Here is a 17,453-nt window from a genome sequence, read left to right as displayed (position 1 = left end):
ACAATTTGTGACGAATGGAAGTTAGGCCCTTGCTGGTAAGTCGAGAATGCTTCGAAATGCTAGGCCCTAACAAGGCCATATACCGGCTAAATAATATACCGGCTAAATAAAAAGAAATAAACCCACTTTGCTTCTGATCCCCAAACGCTTCGCCTTCGACACGGAACCACAGAGAACCTCTCATGACCGCTCCCCGCTCCGTTCTCGTCTCCCTTGAAGACACCCCCTGGTATCATTGTGTTTGTCGTTGTGTGCGCCGCGCCTTCTTGTGTGGCGAGGACCCGTTTTCGGGTCGGAATTTCGACCACCGCCGCGGTTGGATTGTCGAGCGCATTCAGCAGCTTGCTGCTCTGTTTGCCATCGATGTGGCTGCCTACGCGGTGATGAGTAACCACTATCACATGGTGGTGCGCATCGACCGCGAACGGGCCTCGGAGTGGTCGCTAGAGGAGGTCCTGAAACGCTGGACGGCGCTCTTCACCGGGCCTTTGTTGGTGACGCGTTATCTCTCGGCGTCACGGGCAGAGATGAGCCAGGCGGAGATCGCCGAGGTCGAGGCACTTGCCGAGGTCTACCGGAAGCGATTGCATGATTTGTCCTGGTTCATGCGTACCCTCAATGAGCATATCGCCCGCCGGGCCAATGCGGAGGATGGGGTGAAGGGACGGTTTTGGGAGGGCCGCTTCAAGAGCCAGGCATTGCTCGATGAGAAGGCGTTGCTGGCGGCAATGGCCTATGTGGATCTGAATCCGGTGCGGGCGGGGCTGGCCGAGACGCCGGAGACCTCTGACTATACCTCGATTCAGGAGCGTGTCGTCGGACTGCCGGAAGAAGTCGGGTTCGAAGCCGGCTCGCAGGAGACCGCAACCACTAAAGATCCTGAGGTAATGCTCGATGGGGAGCGGTTACGACCAGAGGCCGAAACGCACGTCTTACCCCAAGCCTCGCTGATGCCCTTTGACGCCACCGCACAGACTCCCTGGGCAGTGCCTTTTGCTTTCGAGGACTACTTGGAGCTGGTCGATTGGACGGGCCGCGCATTACGCGCGGATAAACGTGGGTACATTGAGGCGCAAGCACCCAAGATCCTCACGCGACTAGGCATCGACGGGGAGCGATTTATCAGCTTTGCCGAGCGTTTTCTCAAGGAATTTGGAACAGCGGTTGGCGCACCGGCATCACTCGTGAATCTCTGTGTTCGGCGTCAGGCCAAGTATCTGCGTGGCATCCGGGCTGCGCGAGCGGTGTTTGTAGCCAAACAAGCGGCGTGATAGGGTTGAGTGGTTAGGGTTTGCTGTGAGGACCGATTCGGTTGCTCTGTTTCGCCTATTAGCCGCCAGAAGTTTTGAGTGTTGGCAATGCGGTGCGAGGCAGGGAAGTCGGTAGCTTGTAGGAAAGCCCGTAGGTTGGGGTGAGGAACGAACCCCAACGGCTTTGGCTCGACATGGCGGAAGAAAGGGGCCAGGTTTAATTTCCTCTACACGCATAACCGATCACGCCCCCGCGTATCCACCGTGTTATTCCTTTTTATATCGTACAACCCGGGCATGACCGTGATTTCTGTTTTTTGGGTCCGCTCCCACATCCAGTATAGAAACGCACCATTAGTCGCTCCGGCGATGCGCGTCTCGTGACGCTAAAGCATCAGAACTTGCGCTCACGCCGAAGCGTGAAAGCCGGATATCCTCGTTATATCGACTATGCGGCAACAGCCATTTTTCTTTCATTCCGGATAGTTATTTTCATATCCGGACTTGGAGGAGGAATAGAAAGTCCGCGTTCCTTCATCAAGGCGATGTGCTCGAGCATCCCCCACTTGGCCTTGTAGATACAATCTTCAATCGAGTGACCGACCCCAGTGAAGCCGTCCAAATCGGGAGAAAAGAAGCCGAAGAAATCCGGTTCTTCCGTTGCCTCTATCACGAGAGAATATTGAAGATCAATCATATTGATATCTTATTTTCTGATGCCTGCTGCTTTTAGGATAGCGTGACAAGTGCCTTTAGGTACTTCTTTGGCGCCGTGATAGTCTACCCGTATAATGTTATGGTAACCTTCCTTTGCATAGTAGCGAATAGAGCCCTTCTCTTTGACGATGCGGAATCCATTTTTCTCCAAGAGCCGGACCAATTCGTTGAATTTCACTTTTCCTATACTGTCGAGTTTCTGGTCATCGGTGATCGTGCCTATGCTCACGATCCGGCGCCCGTGAAGGTAGCTCACGGTACTCCGAGCACCGGCGCGGCGTGGGCACGCCTTTGCCGGGGTTCAACAGCCCCTTCGGGTCGAAGGCCCGCTTGACCGCCATGAACTGATCGAGCTCTTCCTTGGAGAACTGAAAGCACATCTGGCGGATCTTCTCGATTCCCACGCCATGCTCGCCGGTGATGGTGCCGCCGACCTCGACGCACAGCTCCAGGATCTTGCCGCCGAGTTCCTCGGTGCGTTCCAGTTCCCCGGGCTTGTTGGCATCGTAGAGAATCAGCGGATGCAGGTTACCGTCGCCGGCATGGAATACATTGACCACCGGCAGGCCGTATTCTTCCGCGAGCTCCGTGGTGCGGCGCAGGACCTCGGGCAATCGGCGGCGGGGGATGGTGCCGTCCATACAGTAGTAGTCGGGGGCGAGCTGGCCCATGGCGGGGAAGGCAGCCTTGCGACCCTGCCAGAAGCGCAGGCGTTCCTGATTGTCGCGGGCGGTCCGTACCTCGGTAGCGCCGCTGGCGAGCAGCAGTTCCCGAACCTGCGCGGTGTGCTCGGCGACCTCTTGTTCGCTACCGTCCACTTCGCACAGTAGGATGGCGGCCGCGTCGGTCGGATAGCCGGCGTGGACGAAGGCCTCGGTGGCGGCGATAGCGGGGCCGTCCATCATCTCCAGGCCCGCCGGGATGATGCCCGCGGCGATGATGTCCCCCACGGCCTGTCCGCCCTTTTCTACGTCGTCGTAGGCGGCCAACACGACTTGTGCCTGCTCGGGCACCGGCAGGAGGCGGATGGTCACTTCGAGCACGACACCGAGCATCCCCTCGGACCCGATGAACAGGGCCAACAGGTCGTAGCCCGGGGCGTCCAGGGCCTGGCCGCCGATCTCGATCAACTCGCCGTCCACCGTCACCAGCTTGATTGCCAGCACGTTATGCACCGTCAGCCCGTACTTGAGGCAGTGCACGCCGCCGGAGTTTTCCGCGACATTGCCGCCGATGGTGCAGGCGATCTGCGAGGACGGGTCCGGGGCATAATAGAGGCCGAGGGGAGCCGCGGCATCGGAGATGGCCAGATTGCGCACGCCGGGCTGAACGCGCGCGGTGCGGCCGCTCCGGTCGATATCCAGGATGCGGTTGAAGCGTGCCAGGCTGAGCAGGACGCCTTCGGCGTGGGGCAGCGCACCGCCGGAAACCCCGGTCCCCGCGCCTCTGGCGACCACCGGGATGTCGCGTTCATGGCACAGGCGCATGATACGCCGGACCTCTTCGAGGGTACGCGGCAGCACCACCAGCAAGGGGAGCTGGCGGTAGGCGGAGAGGGCATCACACTCGTAGGGGCGAAGTTCTTCCTCCTGCGCCAGTACGGCGTCATCGGGCAGAAAGGTGCGCAGCACGCGGAGCAACTCGGTGCGGGCCGCGACCAGGGAAGGGTCGTGAAACGCTGGTTGTGGGGTATGGACTTGGCTCATTTGGATAGATTCGGATTGCGAAGATTCCAGCAATTGCCGGGGGGCGCCGACGAGTCCTTAATAGTATACCCTGTTCAGCCGACGGCTCTTTGTTCGAGTCGTTGGACACGCGCTTTCAAGTCCGTTACGTCCTCTTCCAGGTGCTCCACATGGTGGGCATGGAAGCGCTCGTGCCTGGCTTGATCGAGGGCGATTTGACGCATGAATTTGCCGAGGTCATTAAGACCTTGTTCCACCCGCCCAAGACGCGAGTTGGTCTGATCCAACCGTTCATTGGTCTGATCCAGCCGCTCATTGGTCTGATCCAGCCGTTGATTAAAGTCCTCCCGCAACTCCGTGATGCCGTCTCGGATTTGCTTCAGGATTTCGGTGGTAAGATCGGTTGTCATGATTTCCAAAGACCTGACGCATGGAGTTTCGGATGCCAAATGTCGCTAGTCGGTTCGCCGCCTACTGCCTTCAGACAGCAGTTCTTTGTTCGAGCCGTTGGACGCGCGCTTTCAGGTCCGTTACATCCTCTTCCAGGCGCTCCACATGGTGGACATGGAAGCGCTCGTGTTTGGCCTGGTCGAGGGCGATTTGACGCATGAATTTGCCGAGATCATTAAGCCCCTGTTCTACCCGCCCAAGACGCGAGTTGGTCTGATCGAGCCGGTGATTAAAGTCTTGTCGCAACTCCTCAAGGCGTGAGTTGGTCTGATCGAGCCGGTGATTGAAGTCCTCCCGCAGCTCCGTGATGCCGTCTCGGATCTGCTTCAGGATCTCGGTGGTAAGATCGGTTGTCATGATTTTGAAAGACTGTCTGGTTAAAAGCAATCCTGAATGATTCGGCGCTGTTTGGGGGACCGGACGTGTTGCGTTCGACGCCCAAAGGCTCGCTGATCGTCTGCTTGGGTCATGCCGGCGTCTTAACGCAACCTACACTCACATTACCCGCCGTGCTGCCTGCATGCGCGGACTTCGCTTTAAGTGTAGGTTGGGTTAGGCGCGCGGTCCGATCCCGAAGCACAGCGACAGGACCGAACGCGCCGTAACCCAACACGCCGGACTACCCTCAGGCGGACATCAGTCTTCGCCAGCGGCCGCGCGACCCTCCCGCGGCCCGACGATCACGGTGGCGAACCGGTCCGGATGTACCCGGCGGTGGAAGGCGTCGCGGATCTGCTCGGCCCGTATCTTGGACACCCGCTCGCTGAAGCGGTCCAGATAGTCCAGAGGTAGACCGTAGAAGCCGATCACCGCGAGATAGCCGACCACCTTGCTGTTGCTGGCGATCCGCCGCGGAAAGCCGCCGGTGATGTGCTTGATCGCGGCCGTCAGCTCAGCTTCCGTCGGTCCTTGCTCCCGGAAACGCCGCACCGTGTCCATCAGCACTGCCCGGGCCTGGTCGGCTTGGTCGTTTTTGGTCTGCAGCCCCATCAGGAGGGGGCCGCGTCGGGACATGGGGTAGAAGTAGCTGTAGACGCTGTAGGACAGCCCCCGTTTCTCCCGCACCTCCTCCATGAGCAGGGAGACCAGCCCACTGCCCCCGAGGATATGATTACCCACATAGAGGGGAAAGTAATCCGGATCGAGCCGCCGCATTCCCGGCTGTCCAGCGAAGACGTGAGTCTGGGTCGATGGGAAACTCAACCGTTCCAGGACCGGATCAGACAGCTCCGGCACCGGCGGCAACGCGGGCGGCGGCTCGCCGGTGTCCAAATCGGCCGTGAGGCGCTCCGCCAGGTCTCGGGCCTGCTCCTGTGCGAGGGCCCCGACGATGGCGACCACCGCGTTGCCGGCCACATAGTAGCGGCGGTGAAATTCCACCAGCTCCTCACGCCGTATGGCGCTTACCGTCTCCAGGGTCCCGGCGGGGTCGGCGGCGTAGGGATGATCGCCGAAGACCTTGCGGTAGATGGCCTTTGAGCCGAGGGTGCTCGGATCCTGCTCGTCCTGACGCAAGGCGACCAGGCGGTTCTCGCGCACGCGCTCGAAATCGGCCTGGTCGAACCTGGGCTTGGACAGGCTCTTGGCTACGGTCTCCAGGGCTTGGTCCAAAGCGGACTCTGCGGTCAAGGTGCGCAGCGACAAGGTGGCCATGTCGCGGGCGGCGCTGGCGGAGAACTCTGCCCCGACGGACTCGATCCGTTCGGCGACGGTGTCCGCGTCCCACGCCCCCGCCCCCTGCGTCAACATATTCGCGGTCAGGGAGGCTAGACCGGAGCGTTCGCCGTCCCGGGCGCTTCCGGCATCGAACACCAACCGGACGTCGAGGATGGGCAGATCCGGTGCGGCGACGAAAAGGACCCGCGCGCCCTTGGTGGTCTTCCAGGTTTCGATCTTGGGTCCCGCTTCGGCGGCACTCGCGACGGAGAGACCGAGCAGGGCACAAGCTATGGAGAAAATGCGGATATTGTCAGTGCGCATGGCCAGGTCCTCCCGCTGCCTTCGAGCGCGGTTGTTTGCCATCCCGTTTGCCATCCCGTTTGCCATTCTGTTTGCCATCCAGGGGTTGGGGCTCCAGCAGAGCCACCGTGAGCCGGTCCGCGACCAGATATTTGCGCGCCACGGCCCGGATCTGTTCCGGGGTTATCCGGCTCAGCTGCGTGACGTACTGATCGACCAAGGGCCAACCCAGGCCCACGGTCTCCAGGCGTCCCAGCTGCATGGCCTGGTAAAAGACCGAGTCTTGCTCGTAGACCTTGTGGGCGACGACCTGAGTGCGGATGCGCGCGAGCTCGGACGCCGCCACCGGCTCGCGTTGGACGCGCTCGACCTGGGCCCGGAAGGCCTGCTCGAGCGCCTCCAGGGTACGCCCCTGGGCGGGGGTGCCGTCGATTAGGAACAACCCGGGTAGACGGCTAAAGGCATCGTAACCGGCACTCGCCGAGGCGGCCACTCGTGTGCCGCGCACCAGCTCGCGGCTGAAGCGGGCACTGCTGCCGCCGTCGAGCACCGCGGCCAACAGCTCCAGGGCATAAGGCTCCCAGGCCGGTTCGGCATGTCCCAGGGCGGTGGCCTTATAGCCCAGGATCAGATAGGGCTCCTTGGCCGGCGCCTTGACCCGGAGCCGTTTCTCGCCCCGTTGCACGGGCTCCCCGCGTACCTTCGGCGGTAGTATCCGCTCCGGTTTCAGGGGACCGAAGTGCTTCTCGGCCAGTAAGAAGACCGCTTCCGGCTCCAGGTCACCCACCACCACCAGGGTCGCGTTATTCGGGGCGTACCACCTGCGGTACCAGGCGCGGAGGTCACCGACCTTCAGGTGCTCCAGGTCGCTGGCCCGGCCGATGATGGGGATCCGATAGGGCGATGCCTCGTAGGCCGTGGCATTGAACTGCTCGAAGGTCAAGGACTCGGGGTCGTCCTCGGTACGCAGGCGGCGCTCTTCCTTGACCACCTCCAGCTCCTTGGCAAATTCCTCCTCCGGCAGGGTGAGATTACGCATCCGCTCGGCCTCCAGCTCGAAGGCGATCGCGAGTCGGTCCTTGGCCAGGGTCTGGTAATAGGCCGTGTAATCGCGCCCGGTAAAGGCGTTCTCCCTACCGCCGTGCTCCGCGATGATGCGGGAGAACTCGCCGGGAGCGAGCCGCTTGGTACCCTTGAACATCATGTGTTCCAGCACGTGGGAGATACCGGTCAGGCCGCCGTGCTCATAGCTGGACCCGACCTTGTACCAAACCTGGGAAGTGACAATCGGGGCCCGGTGATCGGGCTTCATCAGCACCTTCAGCCCGTTGTCGAGCACCTTTTCGTGCACCTCCGAACCGGCCACGGCCAGGTGGGTGACCAGCACCCCGAGCAGGATCAGGATCGATTTCATACAGCCTCCGTTGTCGATTGTCCGGTGGATTGTATCCAATGCCATTAAGTTAAGTCTTGTCGGTTGGGTTAGGCGCGTCTTTCGACGGTGAAGGATGCGACACTTTTTTAATCTGCGAAAATCTGCGTAATCTGCGGATATATTCATGTTGCGGAGTCGCCTAAGCCGGATTGAGTATGGAAAAAATAGTGCTGTTGGGCTACCCCCCTGGATACCCGCAATCGGTGCGGTTCGTTCCTCACCATACCCTACGAGGCTACTACCACCCCCGCTCCAAATGGGGCTTGAGGAAGCGCCCGGTATGAGAGTCCGGGTCGGCGGCGATCTGTTCCGGGGTGCCGGTGGCGATGAGCTCGCCGCCCCGATCTCCCCCCTCCGGTCCCAGGTCGAGGATCCAGTCCGCGGTCTTGATCACGTCCAGGTTGTGCTCGATGACGATGACTGTATTGCCGTGGTCGCGCAGGCGGTGGAGGACCTCCAGCAGTTGCTTGACGTCCTGGAAGTGGAGCCCGGTGGTGGGTTCGTCCAGGATGTAGAGGGTGCGGCCGGTATCGCGCTTGCTGAGCTCCCGCGACAGCTTGACCCGCTGGGCCTCGCCTCCGGACAGAGTGGTAGCACTCTGGCCGAGGCAGACATAGGCCAGTCCCACGTCGATCAGGGTCTGGAGCTTGCGCTTGATAACCGGGACCGCGGAGAAGAATTCCGCCGCGTCCTCCACCGTGAGGTCGAGGACCTGGTCGATAGTCTTGTTCTTATAGCGGATCTCCAGGGTCTCGCGGTTATAGCGCCGGCCCCGGCAGGTATCGCACTGGACATAGACATCGGGCAGAAAGTGCATCTCGACCCGGATCAAGCCGTCCCCGCGGCAGGTCTCGCAGCGCCCCCCCTTGACGTTGAAGCTGAACCGGCCGGGGGTATAGCCCCGGGAGCGGGCCTCGGGCACGGCGGCGAACAGCTCCCGCACCGGACCGAACAGACCCGTGTAGGTAGCGGGATTGGAGCGGGGCGTGCGACCGATCGGGCTCTGGTCGATATCCACCACCTTGTCAAAGTGATCCAGCCCTTCGATGGCGCTGTGCTGGGCCGGGCTTAAGGCCGCCCCGTTGAGCCGGTGGGCGGCGGCCGGGTAGAGAGTATCATTGATGAGGGTCGATTTGCCGGAGCCCGAGACCCCGGTGATACAGCACAAAGTACCCACCGGGATAGCGGCGTCGATACCCTTCAGGTTATGGCCGCCGGCCCCCCGCACCCGTAGCTGACGCTCGGGATCCACGGCGGTACGCGCGGCCGGGATCTCGATCCGCAGGTCGCCGCTCAGGTAGCGGCCGGTGAGAGAGCCGGGAGCGGCGGCCACCTGGTCGCTGGTGCCTTGGGCGACGATCTCACCGCCGTGGACACCGGCGCCGGGCCCCAGATCGACCACCAGGTCCGCGCTACGGATGGCCTCCTCGTCGTGCTCGACCACGATGACGGTGTTGCCCAGATCCCGCAGGTGGGTCAGGGTGCGCAGCAGCCGGGCGTTATCGCGCTGGTGCAGACCGATAGAGGGCTCGTCCAGGATATACATGACCCCCACCAGGCCGGCCCCGATCTGGCTGGCGAGCCGGATACGCTGGGCCTCGCCGCCGGACAAGGAATCGGCGCTACGCTCCAGGGTCAGGTAGTCCAGGCCCACGTCCACCAGAAACCGCAACCGCTGGGCGATCTCCTTGATGATCTTGGCGCCGATCTCACCATGCCGACCGGGCAGGACCAGGGTCTCGAAGAAATGCAGGGATTCGCCCACCGGCAGGGCGGCCAACCGCGGCAGGTTATGATCGGCCACCAGCACATGACGGGCGGCCTCGTTGAGACGGGAGCCGGCACAGTCGGGGCAGGGCTGCTGGGAGATATAGCGGGCGAGCTCCTCGCGCACCGTGTTGGAATCCGTCTCCCGATAACGGCGCTCCATGTTGGGGATAATCCCCTCAAAGGGCCGCAGCTTGCCGGCGCCCCGTTCGTGGGGCAGCGTAAACCTGATCTTCTCCCGCCCGGAGCCGTACAGGACCAGCCTGCGTGCCCGTTCCGGCAGTGCCTGCCAGGGGGTCTCCACGTCGAAACCATAGTGGGCGCCGAGGGCACGGATCAGCTGGAAATAATAGGCATTACGCCGGTCCCAGCCGCGCACGGTGCCCCCGGCGAGACTCAATTGGGGATGATTCACCACCTTGGCCGGGTCGAAGAACTGCTCCACGCCCAAGCCGTCGCAGGTAGGGCAGGCGCCGGCCGGGTTGTTGAAGGAAAACAGCCGCGGCTCCAGGTCCAGGATGCTGTAGCCGCACCTGGGGCAGGCGAAGGAAGCGGAAAACAGCAGCTCCCCCTGATCCGGGGCCTCGATGCTCGGCGCATCGATCCTGGCCACCCGCGCCAGCCCGCCCGAAAGGCCCAGCGCGGTCTCGAAAGACTCGGCGAGCCGCAGCGCCAGGTCCGGCCGCACCCGGAAGCGGTCCACCACCACCTCGATACTATGTTTGCGTTTCAGATCCAGCTCCGGCGGAGCGTCCAGCTCGCACAAATCGCCGTCGATCCGGGCGCGGATAAAGCCCTGGGCGTGGAGCTCCCCGAGCAACCGGTGGTACTCCCCCTTGCGCTCCGAGACCACCGGGGCCAGCAGCATCAGCTTCTCGCCCGCGGGCAGGGCCAACACCTGGTCCACCATCTGGCTCACGGTCTGGGCCTCAAGAGAGGTGCCGTGCTGGGGGCAGTGAGGGCTGCCGACCCGGGCGAAGAGCAGACGCAGATAGTCGTAGATCTCCGTGATGGTGCCCACCGTCGAGCGGGGATTGTGAGAAGTCGTCTTCTGCTCGATAGAGATAGCCGGCGACAACCCCTCGATATGATCCAGATCCGGCTTGTCCATCATGGACAAGAACTGGCGGGCATAGGCGGACAAGGACTCCACGTAGCGGCGCTGTCCCTCCGCATAGATAGTATCGAAGGCCAGCGAGGATTTACCGGACCCGGACAGACCGGTGAGCACAATCAGCCGATCCCGCGGCAGATCCAGATCCAGATTCTTGAGATTATGGGTGCGGGCGCCGCGGATGCGGATAGTGTCCATGATCGTGTTCGCGTTTTGAATCCACAGATTACGCAGATTTTCGCAGAAAGGGCGGAGGATGCGGTGAGCGCGGTGGTTCCGAACTCGACGGCTGGTGCACGCCTTCCCGGCGCGAACCGCATCAAAACTAGTCCGCGTAGGGTGGATAAGCTTGCGCCATCCACCGTATGCTAGCTACCTCCGTCGCCCTGGCCTGACCCGATCTACAGGCTTTGACCCAAGTAAAGCCGCCAATTATGGCGGATATCAGGCCAATCTGTTCACGACGCGAAACAGGGCAGAGGCTCAGATTGAAAATTTTATGCTTGGCCGCTCACTTTCCGGCCCATTTAACGCCAGGACGCAATGACGCCAAAAGGTTCCCGCTATTCAGCAATAACAAAATTAGAACACTACCACTGTAGTGACCATTCCGTTTCATAATCCTGAGAGAACATGACTATGTCCTACCAAAACATCGATGCCTCCCTCTCCGCCGCCGACATGAAAATCATCAAGACCGCCTTCGATACCGTGCTCAAAAAGCTACCTTTCCTAGTCAGTCTGACGCCCCAGGAACGCATGGCCACCTTCAAGGCCGGGCCCGACAGCACCTCCTTCGTGCAGAATGCCCTGACCGCCGCCCAGGATCATCCCACGATTCTCCCCATCAGCTTCAGCATTCCCGGCTTCAAGAAGGACGTAGACCTGTTCACCGCCCTGACCGAGTTGGGCACACTTGCCGACTCGGTGGCCTCCCAGATCGACGACACCCGGATGGCGGTGGGCGGGGAAGCGATGCAGGAAGCGGCCCAGGTCTACAAGTATGTCAAGACCGCCGCCCAGACGACGCCGGGTCTCAAGCCGGTGGCCGAGCAGCTGGGCGAACGCTTCCGGCGGGCGGGCGAGCGGAAGCCAGCCGCCTCCGCGGAGGAGTAGTCTCCCCTTCCATCGAAATTTTCCTGTCATTTCGAGCTCGTAGTCTGAGTAGCGGCGGGATGCGCTACACTTTCCCGCCCTACGGATCTGAGCTTCGATGGCGGTACTCCGAGCTTGGATGGTGGAGCTTTGAACTTGGGCGACGGAGCTCTGAGCTTCGACGATGGAGCTCCGAGCTTGGATGGCGGAGCTTTGAGCTTGGGCGACGGGGCTCTGAGCTTGGATGATGGAGCTTCGAGCTTGGACGGTAGAGCTTCGAGCTTGGACGGTGGAGCTTCGAGCTTGGATGGTGGAGCTCTGAGCTTGGACGGTGGATCTCTGAGCTTGGATGACCGAGCTCCGAGCTTGAATGACGGAGCTTTGAGCTTGGATGGTGGAGCTCTGAGCTTGGATGGTGGAACTTCGAGCTCCGATGATGGATCTCTGAGCTTGGATGACCGAGCTCCGAGCTTGGATGGTGGAGCTTTGGGCTTGGATGATGGAGTTCTTTCTCGTTCCCACGCGCTGCGTGGGAACCTGGTTGCTCCGCGCTGCGGAGAGAATCAAGCCGGTATCCACCATTCTCTGGCTCCCACTTCGCTGGAACCGGCGGTCCGATTATCCCGTCGGCCCCTGGGACCGCTGACATTAAGTTGAACGTTTTCTGGCTCGAGCCACGAAACTGAAGCCAGCGGCTTGGAGTACCACCTCAGCGGCAGGGCGGACGCCTTGAGCCAAGTATTTCTCGTTCCCACGCGCTGCGTGGGAACGCGGAAGCTCCGCGCCGCACAGAGCATCAGGCTGGTGTCCACCATGCGTATACCCGGGAACTAAACCTGCCAGCTGTCCGGCGTTATCTGGTGCGGCCCACAAGGCGTCTGCTCTGACCGTTGCCGACAGCTGGTCATTGAGTGCGTAAGCCGTCTGAAAGACGGCGGTCCCAGCGTCCCCGGAACCGCCGACATTTTGTCGGCCCCTGGGACCGCTGACATTTTGTCGGCTCTTCTGGTTACCGGCTAGAACCTGAATGCCGAGTTGCCGGTCCAAATGGTCATCAGTCATGAACGGATCTAGGCAACAGGGACATCCCGCTCGTGCCGTTGCAGCTCCCACATCTCGGCGTAGACTCCCTGCTGCTCCAACAGCTGGCGATGGGTACCCTGCTCGCGGATCCGTCCTCCCACCATGACCAGGATATGGTCCGCGTCCACCACAGTGGACAGGCGGTGGGCGATGACCAGGGTCGTGTGGTCCTCCGCGACCTCCGCCAGGGTCTGCTGGATGGCCCGCTCCGTATGGCTGTCCAGGGATGAGGTCGCCTCGTCGAAGACCAGAATCCGTGGCCGTTTGAGCATGGCCCGGGCAATGGCTACCCGCTGCTTCTCGCCGCCGGAAAGTTTGAGTCCCCGCTCCCCGACCACCGTATTCCACCGCTCCGGTAACCCTTCGATAAAATCCAGGATATGGGCCATCTGTGCCGCCTGCTCGATCTCCGCACGGCTCGCATCCGGACGCCCATAGGCCAGATTGTAGAGAATGCTCTCATTGAACAGCACCGTATCCTGGGGAACGATGCCGATGGCGGCACGCAGACTATCTTGGGTGACATCCCGCAGGTCCTGACCGTCGATCAGGATGCGCCCGCCGGTCACGTCGTAGAAGCGAAACAACAACCGTGCCAGCGTGGACTTTCCGGCCCCGCTGGGGCCTACCACGGCCAACTTCTGCCCCGGCTCGAGCGCGAGGTCCAATCCCCGCAGGATTTGCCGCTGGGGTTGGTAATAAAAGTCCACCCGCTGGAACCGCACCTGGCCCCCGTGTAGGACCAAAGGCCCGGCGCCGGGCCGATCGGCGATCTCAGGTTCCCGTTCCAACAGCTTGAACACCAGATCCATGTCCGCTAGGGCATACTTGATCTGGCGGTAAACGACACCGAGGAAGTTGAGTGGTATGAACAATTGCAGCAGCAGTGCGTTTACCAGCACCAGATCACCGATGCTCATGGTGCCAGCGACGACCCCCCGGGCCGCAAAGACCATGATCAAGGTAACCCCGATAGCGATGATCCCGCCTTGCCCGAAGTTCAGGATGGACATGGAAGACTGGCTCTTGACGGCAACCTGCTCCCAATCTCTCAAGGTATCATCATAGCGAGCGAGCTCCGTGACCTCATTGCCGAAATACTTCACCGTCTCATAGTTCATCAGGCTGTCCAGGGCCTGTCCGTTGGCCTGGGAATCGAGCCGGTTCATCCGATGACGAAAATCCATGCGCCACTCGGTGATGGTGAGGGTAAAGGCCACATAGACCATTACCGTCCCGAAGGTAACCAGCGTAAAGACGGCGGCATATCGGGTCAGGAGCACCGCGGCCACCAGCGCGAATTCCACCAGTACCGGGAGCATGCTGAAGACCATATAGTTGAGGATGGTGCTCACCGACCGGGTGCCTCGCTCCAGGTCGCGGCTGATGGCGCCGCTCCGGCGTTCCAGGTGGTAACGCAGGGACAGCCGGTGCAGATGCTCCAGCACCCGGGTCGATAGCCGACGCATGGCCCGGTAACGTACCCGGGCGAAGACCGCATCCCGCAATTCGTTGAACAGGGAGGCACTGAGCTTGAGCGCACCATAGGCCGACAACAGAGAGACCGGGAGCACCAGCATCCCGGCTTGCGGGTCCTCGAAGGCGTCCACGATCTCCTTGAGCAGGATCGGAATGCCCACGTTGGCGAGCTTGGCCAGCACCAGACAGGCCAGCGCCAACAGCGCCCGGCCACGGAACTCCCACAGAAAGGGAAGCATGCTGCGCAGATTGTGCAGATCGCGGCGATCGCGATGGACAGGCTCCGTCGAGATGATACGACTCATGCGGGGTTTGTTGGCCGGCTAGAGCGTTGGACGGGGTTCGGCCATATGGTAGCTTTGAGCCTCCCGACAGACTATCGAGTGATCGTTCTTATGGGATTTTGAAAGATAACGCCGTGGGTCGCTTTCTTCTTCCAGGACGAACAACAGGGCCTCGCGCCGACCGTCCGGCCATTGAACCAACAAGGGGACATCGAGCTCCCGGAAACGATCGCCGAGCCGATCCTTGAGTTGCTCCTGGCGTACCGGCAGCACCTCGGCGCCGGACAATTGGTCCGCGGCCTCCTCAGCCGCAAAAAAGGCCAGGGCTTGGCGGGGATAATCCAGGATGAGGTTCTTGAAGTTCTGATCGTGACTCATGGACCAAGCTTAACCGATCCGCCGGCGAGTGCATGTACAATCACCGGATATTGCCACAGGATTGGACCACGAACGGTCCGAAAATGGGGTAGACCCCGAAAGCCGGATAGATTCCTGAAAGACACGACATGAAGGCGGCCTATGTCCAATCCTACTCTCGATAACGAAACCGGTTGCGCCTGGCGCGAGCCCTTCGCCCTGCAGGTCCTCGGCGACAGCATGGAGCCCGAGTTCCCGGATAAATGCGTCGTCATCATCGAACAGGCCGAAGGGTGCAGCCACGGCATGTATGTCTTCGCAGAGGTAGAGGGCGTGCGCTGGTTCAGGCAGTACCAGATGGACGAGCAAGGCAGGGAGTGGTTGATCGCTCTCAACCGACGGTATCCTGAGATCGACCTCAGAGGCCGCGAATGGAAGGTCATGGGGGTTATTATCCAGCGCAATATCCGACGCCGGGTCAAGCATTACCGGTATGAGGCCGAGCCCAGGGCCTGTTGACATTCAACTCGAACCGACTGTTTCCATAAGCGAACCACGAATAGACACAAATCCACACTAATTCGTATTGATTCGTGTGAATTCGTGGTTTTCCGCTAACCTGGACGGATAGGATAAGCTGAATGTCAACATACCCTGGTACCTCGGAGATCAGGCTCGCCGATCTCACCGAACCGGGCCGTACCCCCCGGTAGCGACGCCTGCCATGTGGTTTCCAATCCCCCCGCGTGCCCGCAAGGTCGGTACGCGACCGTCGCTCCCCATGACACCCTGCGCGGGCGAGTCGGTCGTAAGGGATTGGCCGCAGCCGGGGCTGATCTTGACCCTGGCTCTGCTCCTTACCGGCTGCGGCGCAGACGACGAGAGCCGGCACACCCACCACCAGCAAGGGCCGTCCCGGGAGCACCTGGTAACCGTCTTCAGGGCCGAACGCGCTCCGGTCGCCGCCCGTCACGAGCACCCCGGCTCGCTGCGTTTTCGCCGCCTGGTGCGCATCCACAGCCAGGAAGAGGGACGCATTACCGAGCTCGAGGTCTTCGAGGGTGACCTGATCGCCCAGGACAATCTTCTGGCTCGGCTCGAGGACGACCTGCTGCGGGCCCAGCTCGACAAGGCCCGCGCCACCAAGCGGCAAAAGCAGCTGGACCTGCAGCGCCAGGAAGGCCTGCGGTCGCGGCGCGCCGTCTCCGAGGACGAACTCGCCCAGGCCCGCACCGCCCTCACCGTGGCCCAGGCGGAGGAACGAGTGCTGGAGACCCGCCTGGCCTTTACCCGCATCCGGGCCCCTTTCACCGGCGTCATCACCGAGCGTCATGTGGAGCCCGGGGATTTCGTCACCAAGAACAGCCACCTGTTGACCCTGGCCGATCCCGCATCCCTGATCGCCGAGGTCTACGCCTCGGAGCTGGTACTGCCCCAGCTCGAGCCAGGGGATCTGGTGGAGCTACGCATCGACGCCCTGGGGCCCGATCGCTTCGAGGGCCAGATCCTGCGTATCCATCCGGCCCTGGCCCGGACCAGTCGTCAGGCCATCGTCGAGGTAGCCATGGACCCCATCCCGGAAGGGGCTCGGGCCGGCCAGTTCGTCCGCGCGACCCTAGGCATCGCCGCCCTCTACCGGCTCTTGGTACCCTTCCGTGCCGTGCGTCGGGACCGGGATGGAGAGTTCCTGTGGTTGCTGAGCGATGAGAACCAGGTCGAGCGCCGCCCGGTACGCACAGGTCTGCGCATCACCGACCGCATCGAGATCCTGGAGGGCCTGGAGCCCGGCGAGCGCGTAGTCACCCGTGGTTTCCTGGGTCTCGCGGAGGGTAAATCAGTGCAGGTCGTCGAGAACAGTCCCTAGGTCGTGCGCCGGTTCGGCAGCGCGCCTTGGCCCAACCTACCCGACTGCGGCTATTCGTACTACCGGGCATAGAAAGCATCCTGGTACATGGGTTCACCATAACGACGCTTTCCATAAGTGCGAATGATCTCCTGTCCTTCCTCAGACCCCACAAAGTCAATGAACAGGGAGGCGTATTTCCGTCCAGGCCCCTCCTCCGGCCGACACAGGGCATGGTAGATATTGACCAACAAAGGGTCACCGCGAAAGAGCACCCGGAGATTATCCAATTCCCCTTTCCCTGCGATCCAGGTGCTGCTGTCCGTCATGAAATATCCATTGACCTCATTAGCCCGCTTCAGGGTTGCCAGCATGAAGTCCTTGGTGATGATGTACCATTTACCTGCGGGCTCCAGGCCGGCCTGTTTCCAGAGCGCCAGCTCCCTTTTATGGGTCCCCGAGTCGTCACCCCGGGACAGGAAAGTCGCTCGGGCTGTGGCGATTCTCGCGTAGGCATCGCTCGCACTGTCGGCCTGGGTGATCCGTGCCGGATCGGCCTTGGGGCCGACAATATAAAATTCATTGGCCCCAATGAGCGTCCTCTTTGTCGCCCAACCCTCCTCGACGGCCTGCCTCTCAGCAGCCGGCGCATGCACCATGACCATGTCGACCGCTTTGGCCTTGAGCAGCCTCAATGACTTACCCGAGCCGGCCTTTTTCCAGCAAATCGTGACCTCATGCCTTTTGTTAAAGGATGCGATGAGTTTTTCCAGCAATCCCAGCTCTCCCGGACTCCCCGTAGCCAGCGCGAAGCGATTCGGCCCCTTCCCATAGACTGCCGTGCATTCATCAGCCGCCAACGCCAGTGGGGCCACGGACAGCAGGAGGGTCGGGATCAGAAACCAGCTCAGCGGATTGTTTTGCTTTCTCATGCT

14 protein-coding genes and 1 pseudogene are annotated in these 17,453 nt (G+C 61.5%); 4 read left to right on the top strand and 11 right to left on the bottom strand.

Features of this window, described 5'->3' with window-relative positions:
- Positions 1-182: 182 nt before the first annotated feature.
- Positions 183-1,271, top strand: coding sequence for a transposase (locus tag E1958_RS17575; RefSeq protein WP_133513022.1), 1,089 nt, complete (start codon positions 183-185; stop codon positions 1,269-1,271).
- A 427-nt stretch (positions 1,272-1,698) separates the two neighbouring features.
- Here the strand turns inward: E1958_RS17575 and E1958_RS17570 are convergent, their stop codons facing one another.
- The 8 genes from E1958_RS17570 to uvrA all read right to left on the bottom strand — a co-directional run bounded on the left by E1958_RS17570 (position 1,699) and on the right by uvrA (position 10,575).
- Positions 1,699-1,947: a type II toxin-antitoxin system HicB family antitoxin gene (locus E1958_RS17570; RefSeq protein ID WP_089729101.1), complete on the bottom strand. Its 249-nt coding sequence runs from the start codon at positions 1,945-1,947 to the stop codon at positions 1,699-1,701.
- A 9-nt stretch (positions 1,948-1,956) separates the two neighbouring features.
- A complete protein-coding gene (locus E1958_RS17565) occupies positions 1,957-2,145 on the bottom strand; it encodes a type II toxin-antitoxin system HicA family toxin (RefSeq protein WP_133513033.1) in 189 nt (62 codons plus the stop codon).
- Positions 2,146-2,170: 25 nt separating this feature from the next.
- On the bottom strand, positions 2,171-3,673 hold the full coding sequence (locus tag E1958_RS17560; RefSeq protein WP_133513021.1) for an FAD-linked oxidase C-terminal domain-containing protein: 1,503 nt from the start codon (positions 3,671-3,673) through the stop codon (positions 2,171-2,173).
- A gap of 74 nt (positions 3,674-3,747) precedes the next feature.
- Positions 3,748-4,062 carry a hypothetical protein gene (locus E1958_RS17555; RefSeq protein ID WP_089729106.1) on the bottom strand — a complete coding sequence of 105 codons (315 nt, stop codon included), beginning with the start codon at positions 4,060-4,062 and terminating at the stop codon, positions 3,748-3,750.
- Between the two features lie 70 nt (positions 4,063-4,132).
- Positions 4,133-4,459 carry a hypothetical protein gene (locus E1958_RS17550; RefSeq protein ID WP_133513020.1) on the bottom strand — a complete coding sequence of 109 codons (327 nt, stop codon included), beginning with the start codon at positions 4,457-4,459 and terminating at the stop codon, positions 4,133-4,135.
- Between the two features lie 279 nt (positions 4,460-4,738).
- On the bottom strand, positions 4,739-6,082 hold the full coding sequence (locus tag E1958_RS17545) for a M16 family metallopeptidase (protein ID WP_133513019.1): 1,344 nt from the start codon (positions 6,080-6,082) through the stop codon (positions 4,739-4,741).
- The gene (locus tag E1958_RS17540; protein ID WP_133513018.1) at positions 6,072-7,475 is read right to left on the bottom strand and encodes a M16 family metallopeptidase; all 1,404 of its coding nucleotides are present in this window, start codon (positions 7,473-7,475) and stop codon (positions 6,072-6,074) included. Before E1958_RS17540 ends, E1958_RS17545 begins: the two co-directional genes overlap by 11 nt.
- A 259-nt stretch (positions 7,476-7,734) precedes the next feature.
- Positions 7,735-10,575 carry an excinuclease ABC subunit UvrA gene (gene uvrA / locus E1958_RS17535; protein ID WP_133513017.1) on the bottom strand — a complete coding sequence of 947 codons (2,841 nt, stop codon included), beginning with the start codon at positions 10,573-10,575 and terminating at the stop codon, positions 7,735-7,737.
- Between the two features lie 441 nt (positions 10,576-11,016).
- Between uvrA and E1958_RS17530 the strand changes: the two genes are divergently transcribed.
- A complete protein-coding gene (locus tag E1958_RS17530) occupies positions 11,017-11,493 on the top strand; it encodes a hypothetical protein (protein WP_133513016.1) in 477 nt (158 codons plus the stop codon).
- A gap of 1,049 nt (positions 11,494-12,542) precedes the next feature.
- On the opposite strand, the gene E1958_RS17525 is transcribed toward E1958_RS17530, so the two are convergent.
- Positions 12,543-14,339: an ABCB family ABC transporter ATP-binding protein/permease gene (locus tag E1958_RS17525; protein ID WP_133513015.1), complete on the bottom strand. Its 1,797-nt coding sequence runs from the start codon at positions 14,337-14,339 to the stop codon at positions 12,543-12,545.
- 105 nt (positions 14,340-14,444) lie between these two features.
- Positions 14,445-14,696: pseudogene (locus E1958_RS17520) on the bottom strand (hypothetical protein); the annotation flags it as partial.
- A gap of 141 nt (positions 14,697-14,837) precedes the next feature.
- Here E1958_RS17520 and E1958_RS17515 point away from each other — a divergent pair.
- Together E1958_RS17515 and E1958_RS17510 are read left to right on the top strand one after the other, a co-directional pair.
- Positions 14,838-15,194 carry a S24 family peptidase gene (locus E1958_RS17515; protein WP_133513014.1) on the top strand — a complete coding sequence of 119 codons (357 nt, stop codon included), beginning with the start codon at positions 14,838-14,840 and terminating at the stop codon, positions 15,192-15,194.
- A gap of 205 nt (positions 15,195-15,399) precedes the next feature.
- Entirely contained in the window at positions 15,400-16,539 is a 1,140-nt protein-coding gene (locus tag E1958_RS17510; RefSeq protein WP_243448504.1) for an efflux RND transporter periplasmic adaptor subunit, read from the top strand.
- A 59-nt stretch (positions 16,540-16,598) separates the two neighbouring features.
- Here the strand turns inward: E1958_RS17510 and E1958_RS17505 are convergent.
- The coding region (locus tag E1958_RS17505) for an ABC transporter substrate-binding protein (protein ID WP_208108617.1) at positions 16,599-17,453 on the bottom strand (855 nt) is incomplete at its 5' end.

It is taken from the genome of Candidatus Thiosymbion oneisti, from assembly GCF_004359955.1.
GTDB classification, from domain to species: Bacteria; Pseudomonadota; Gammaproteobacteria; order Chromatiales; family Chromatiaceae; genus Thiosymbion; species Thiosymbion oneisti.
This window is presented reverse-complemented; position numbering and strand designations above follow the sequence as displayed.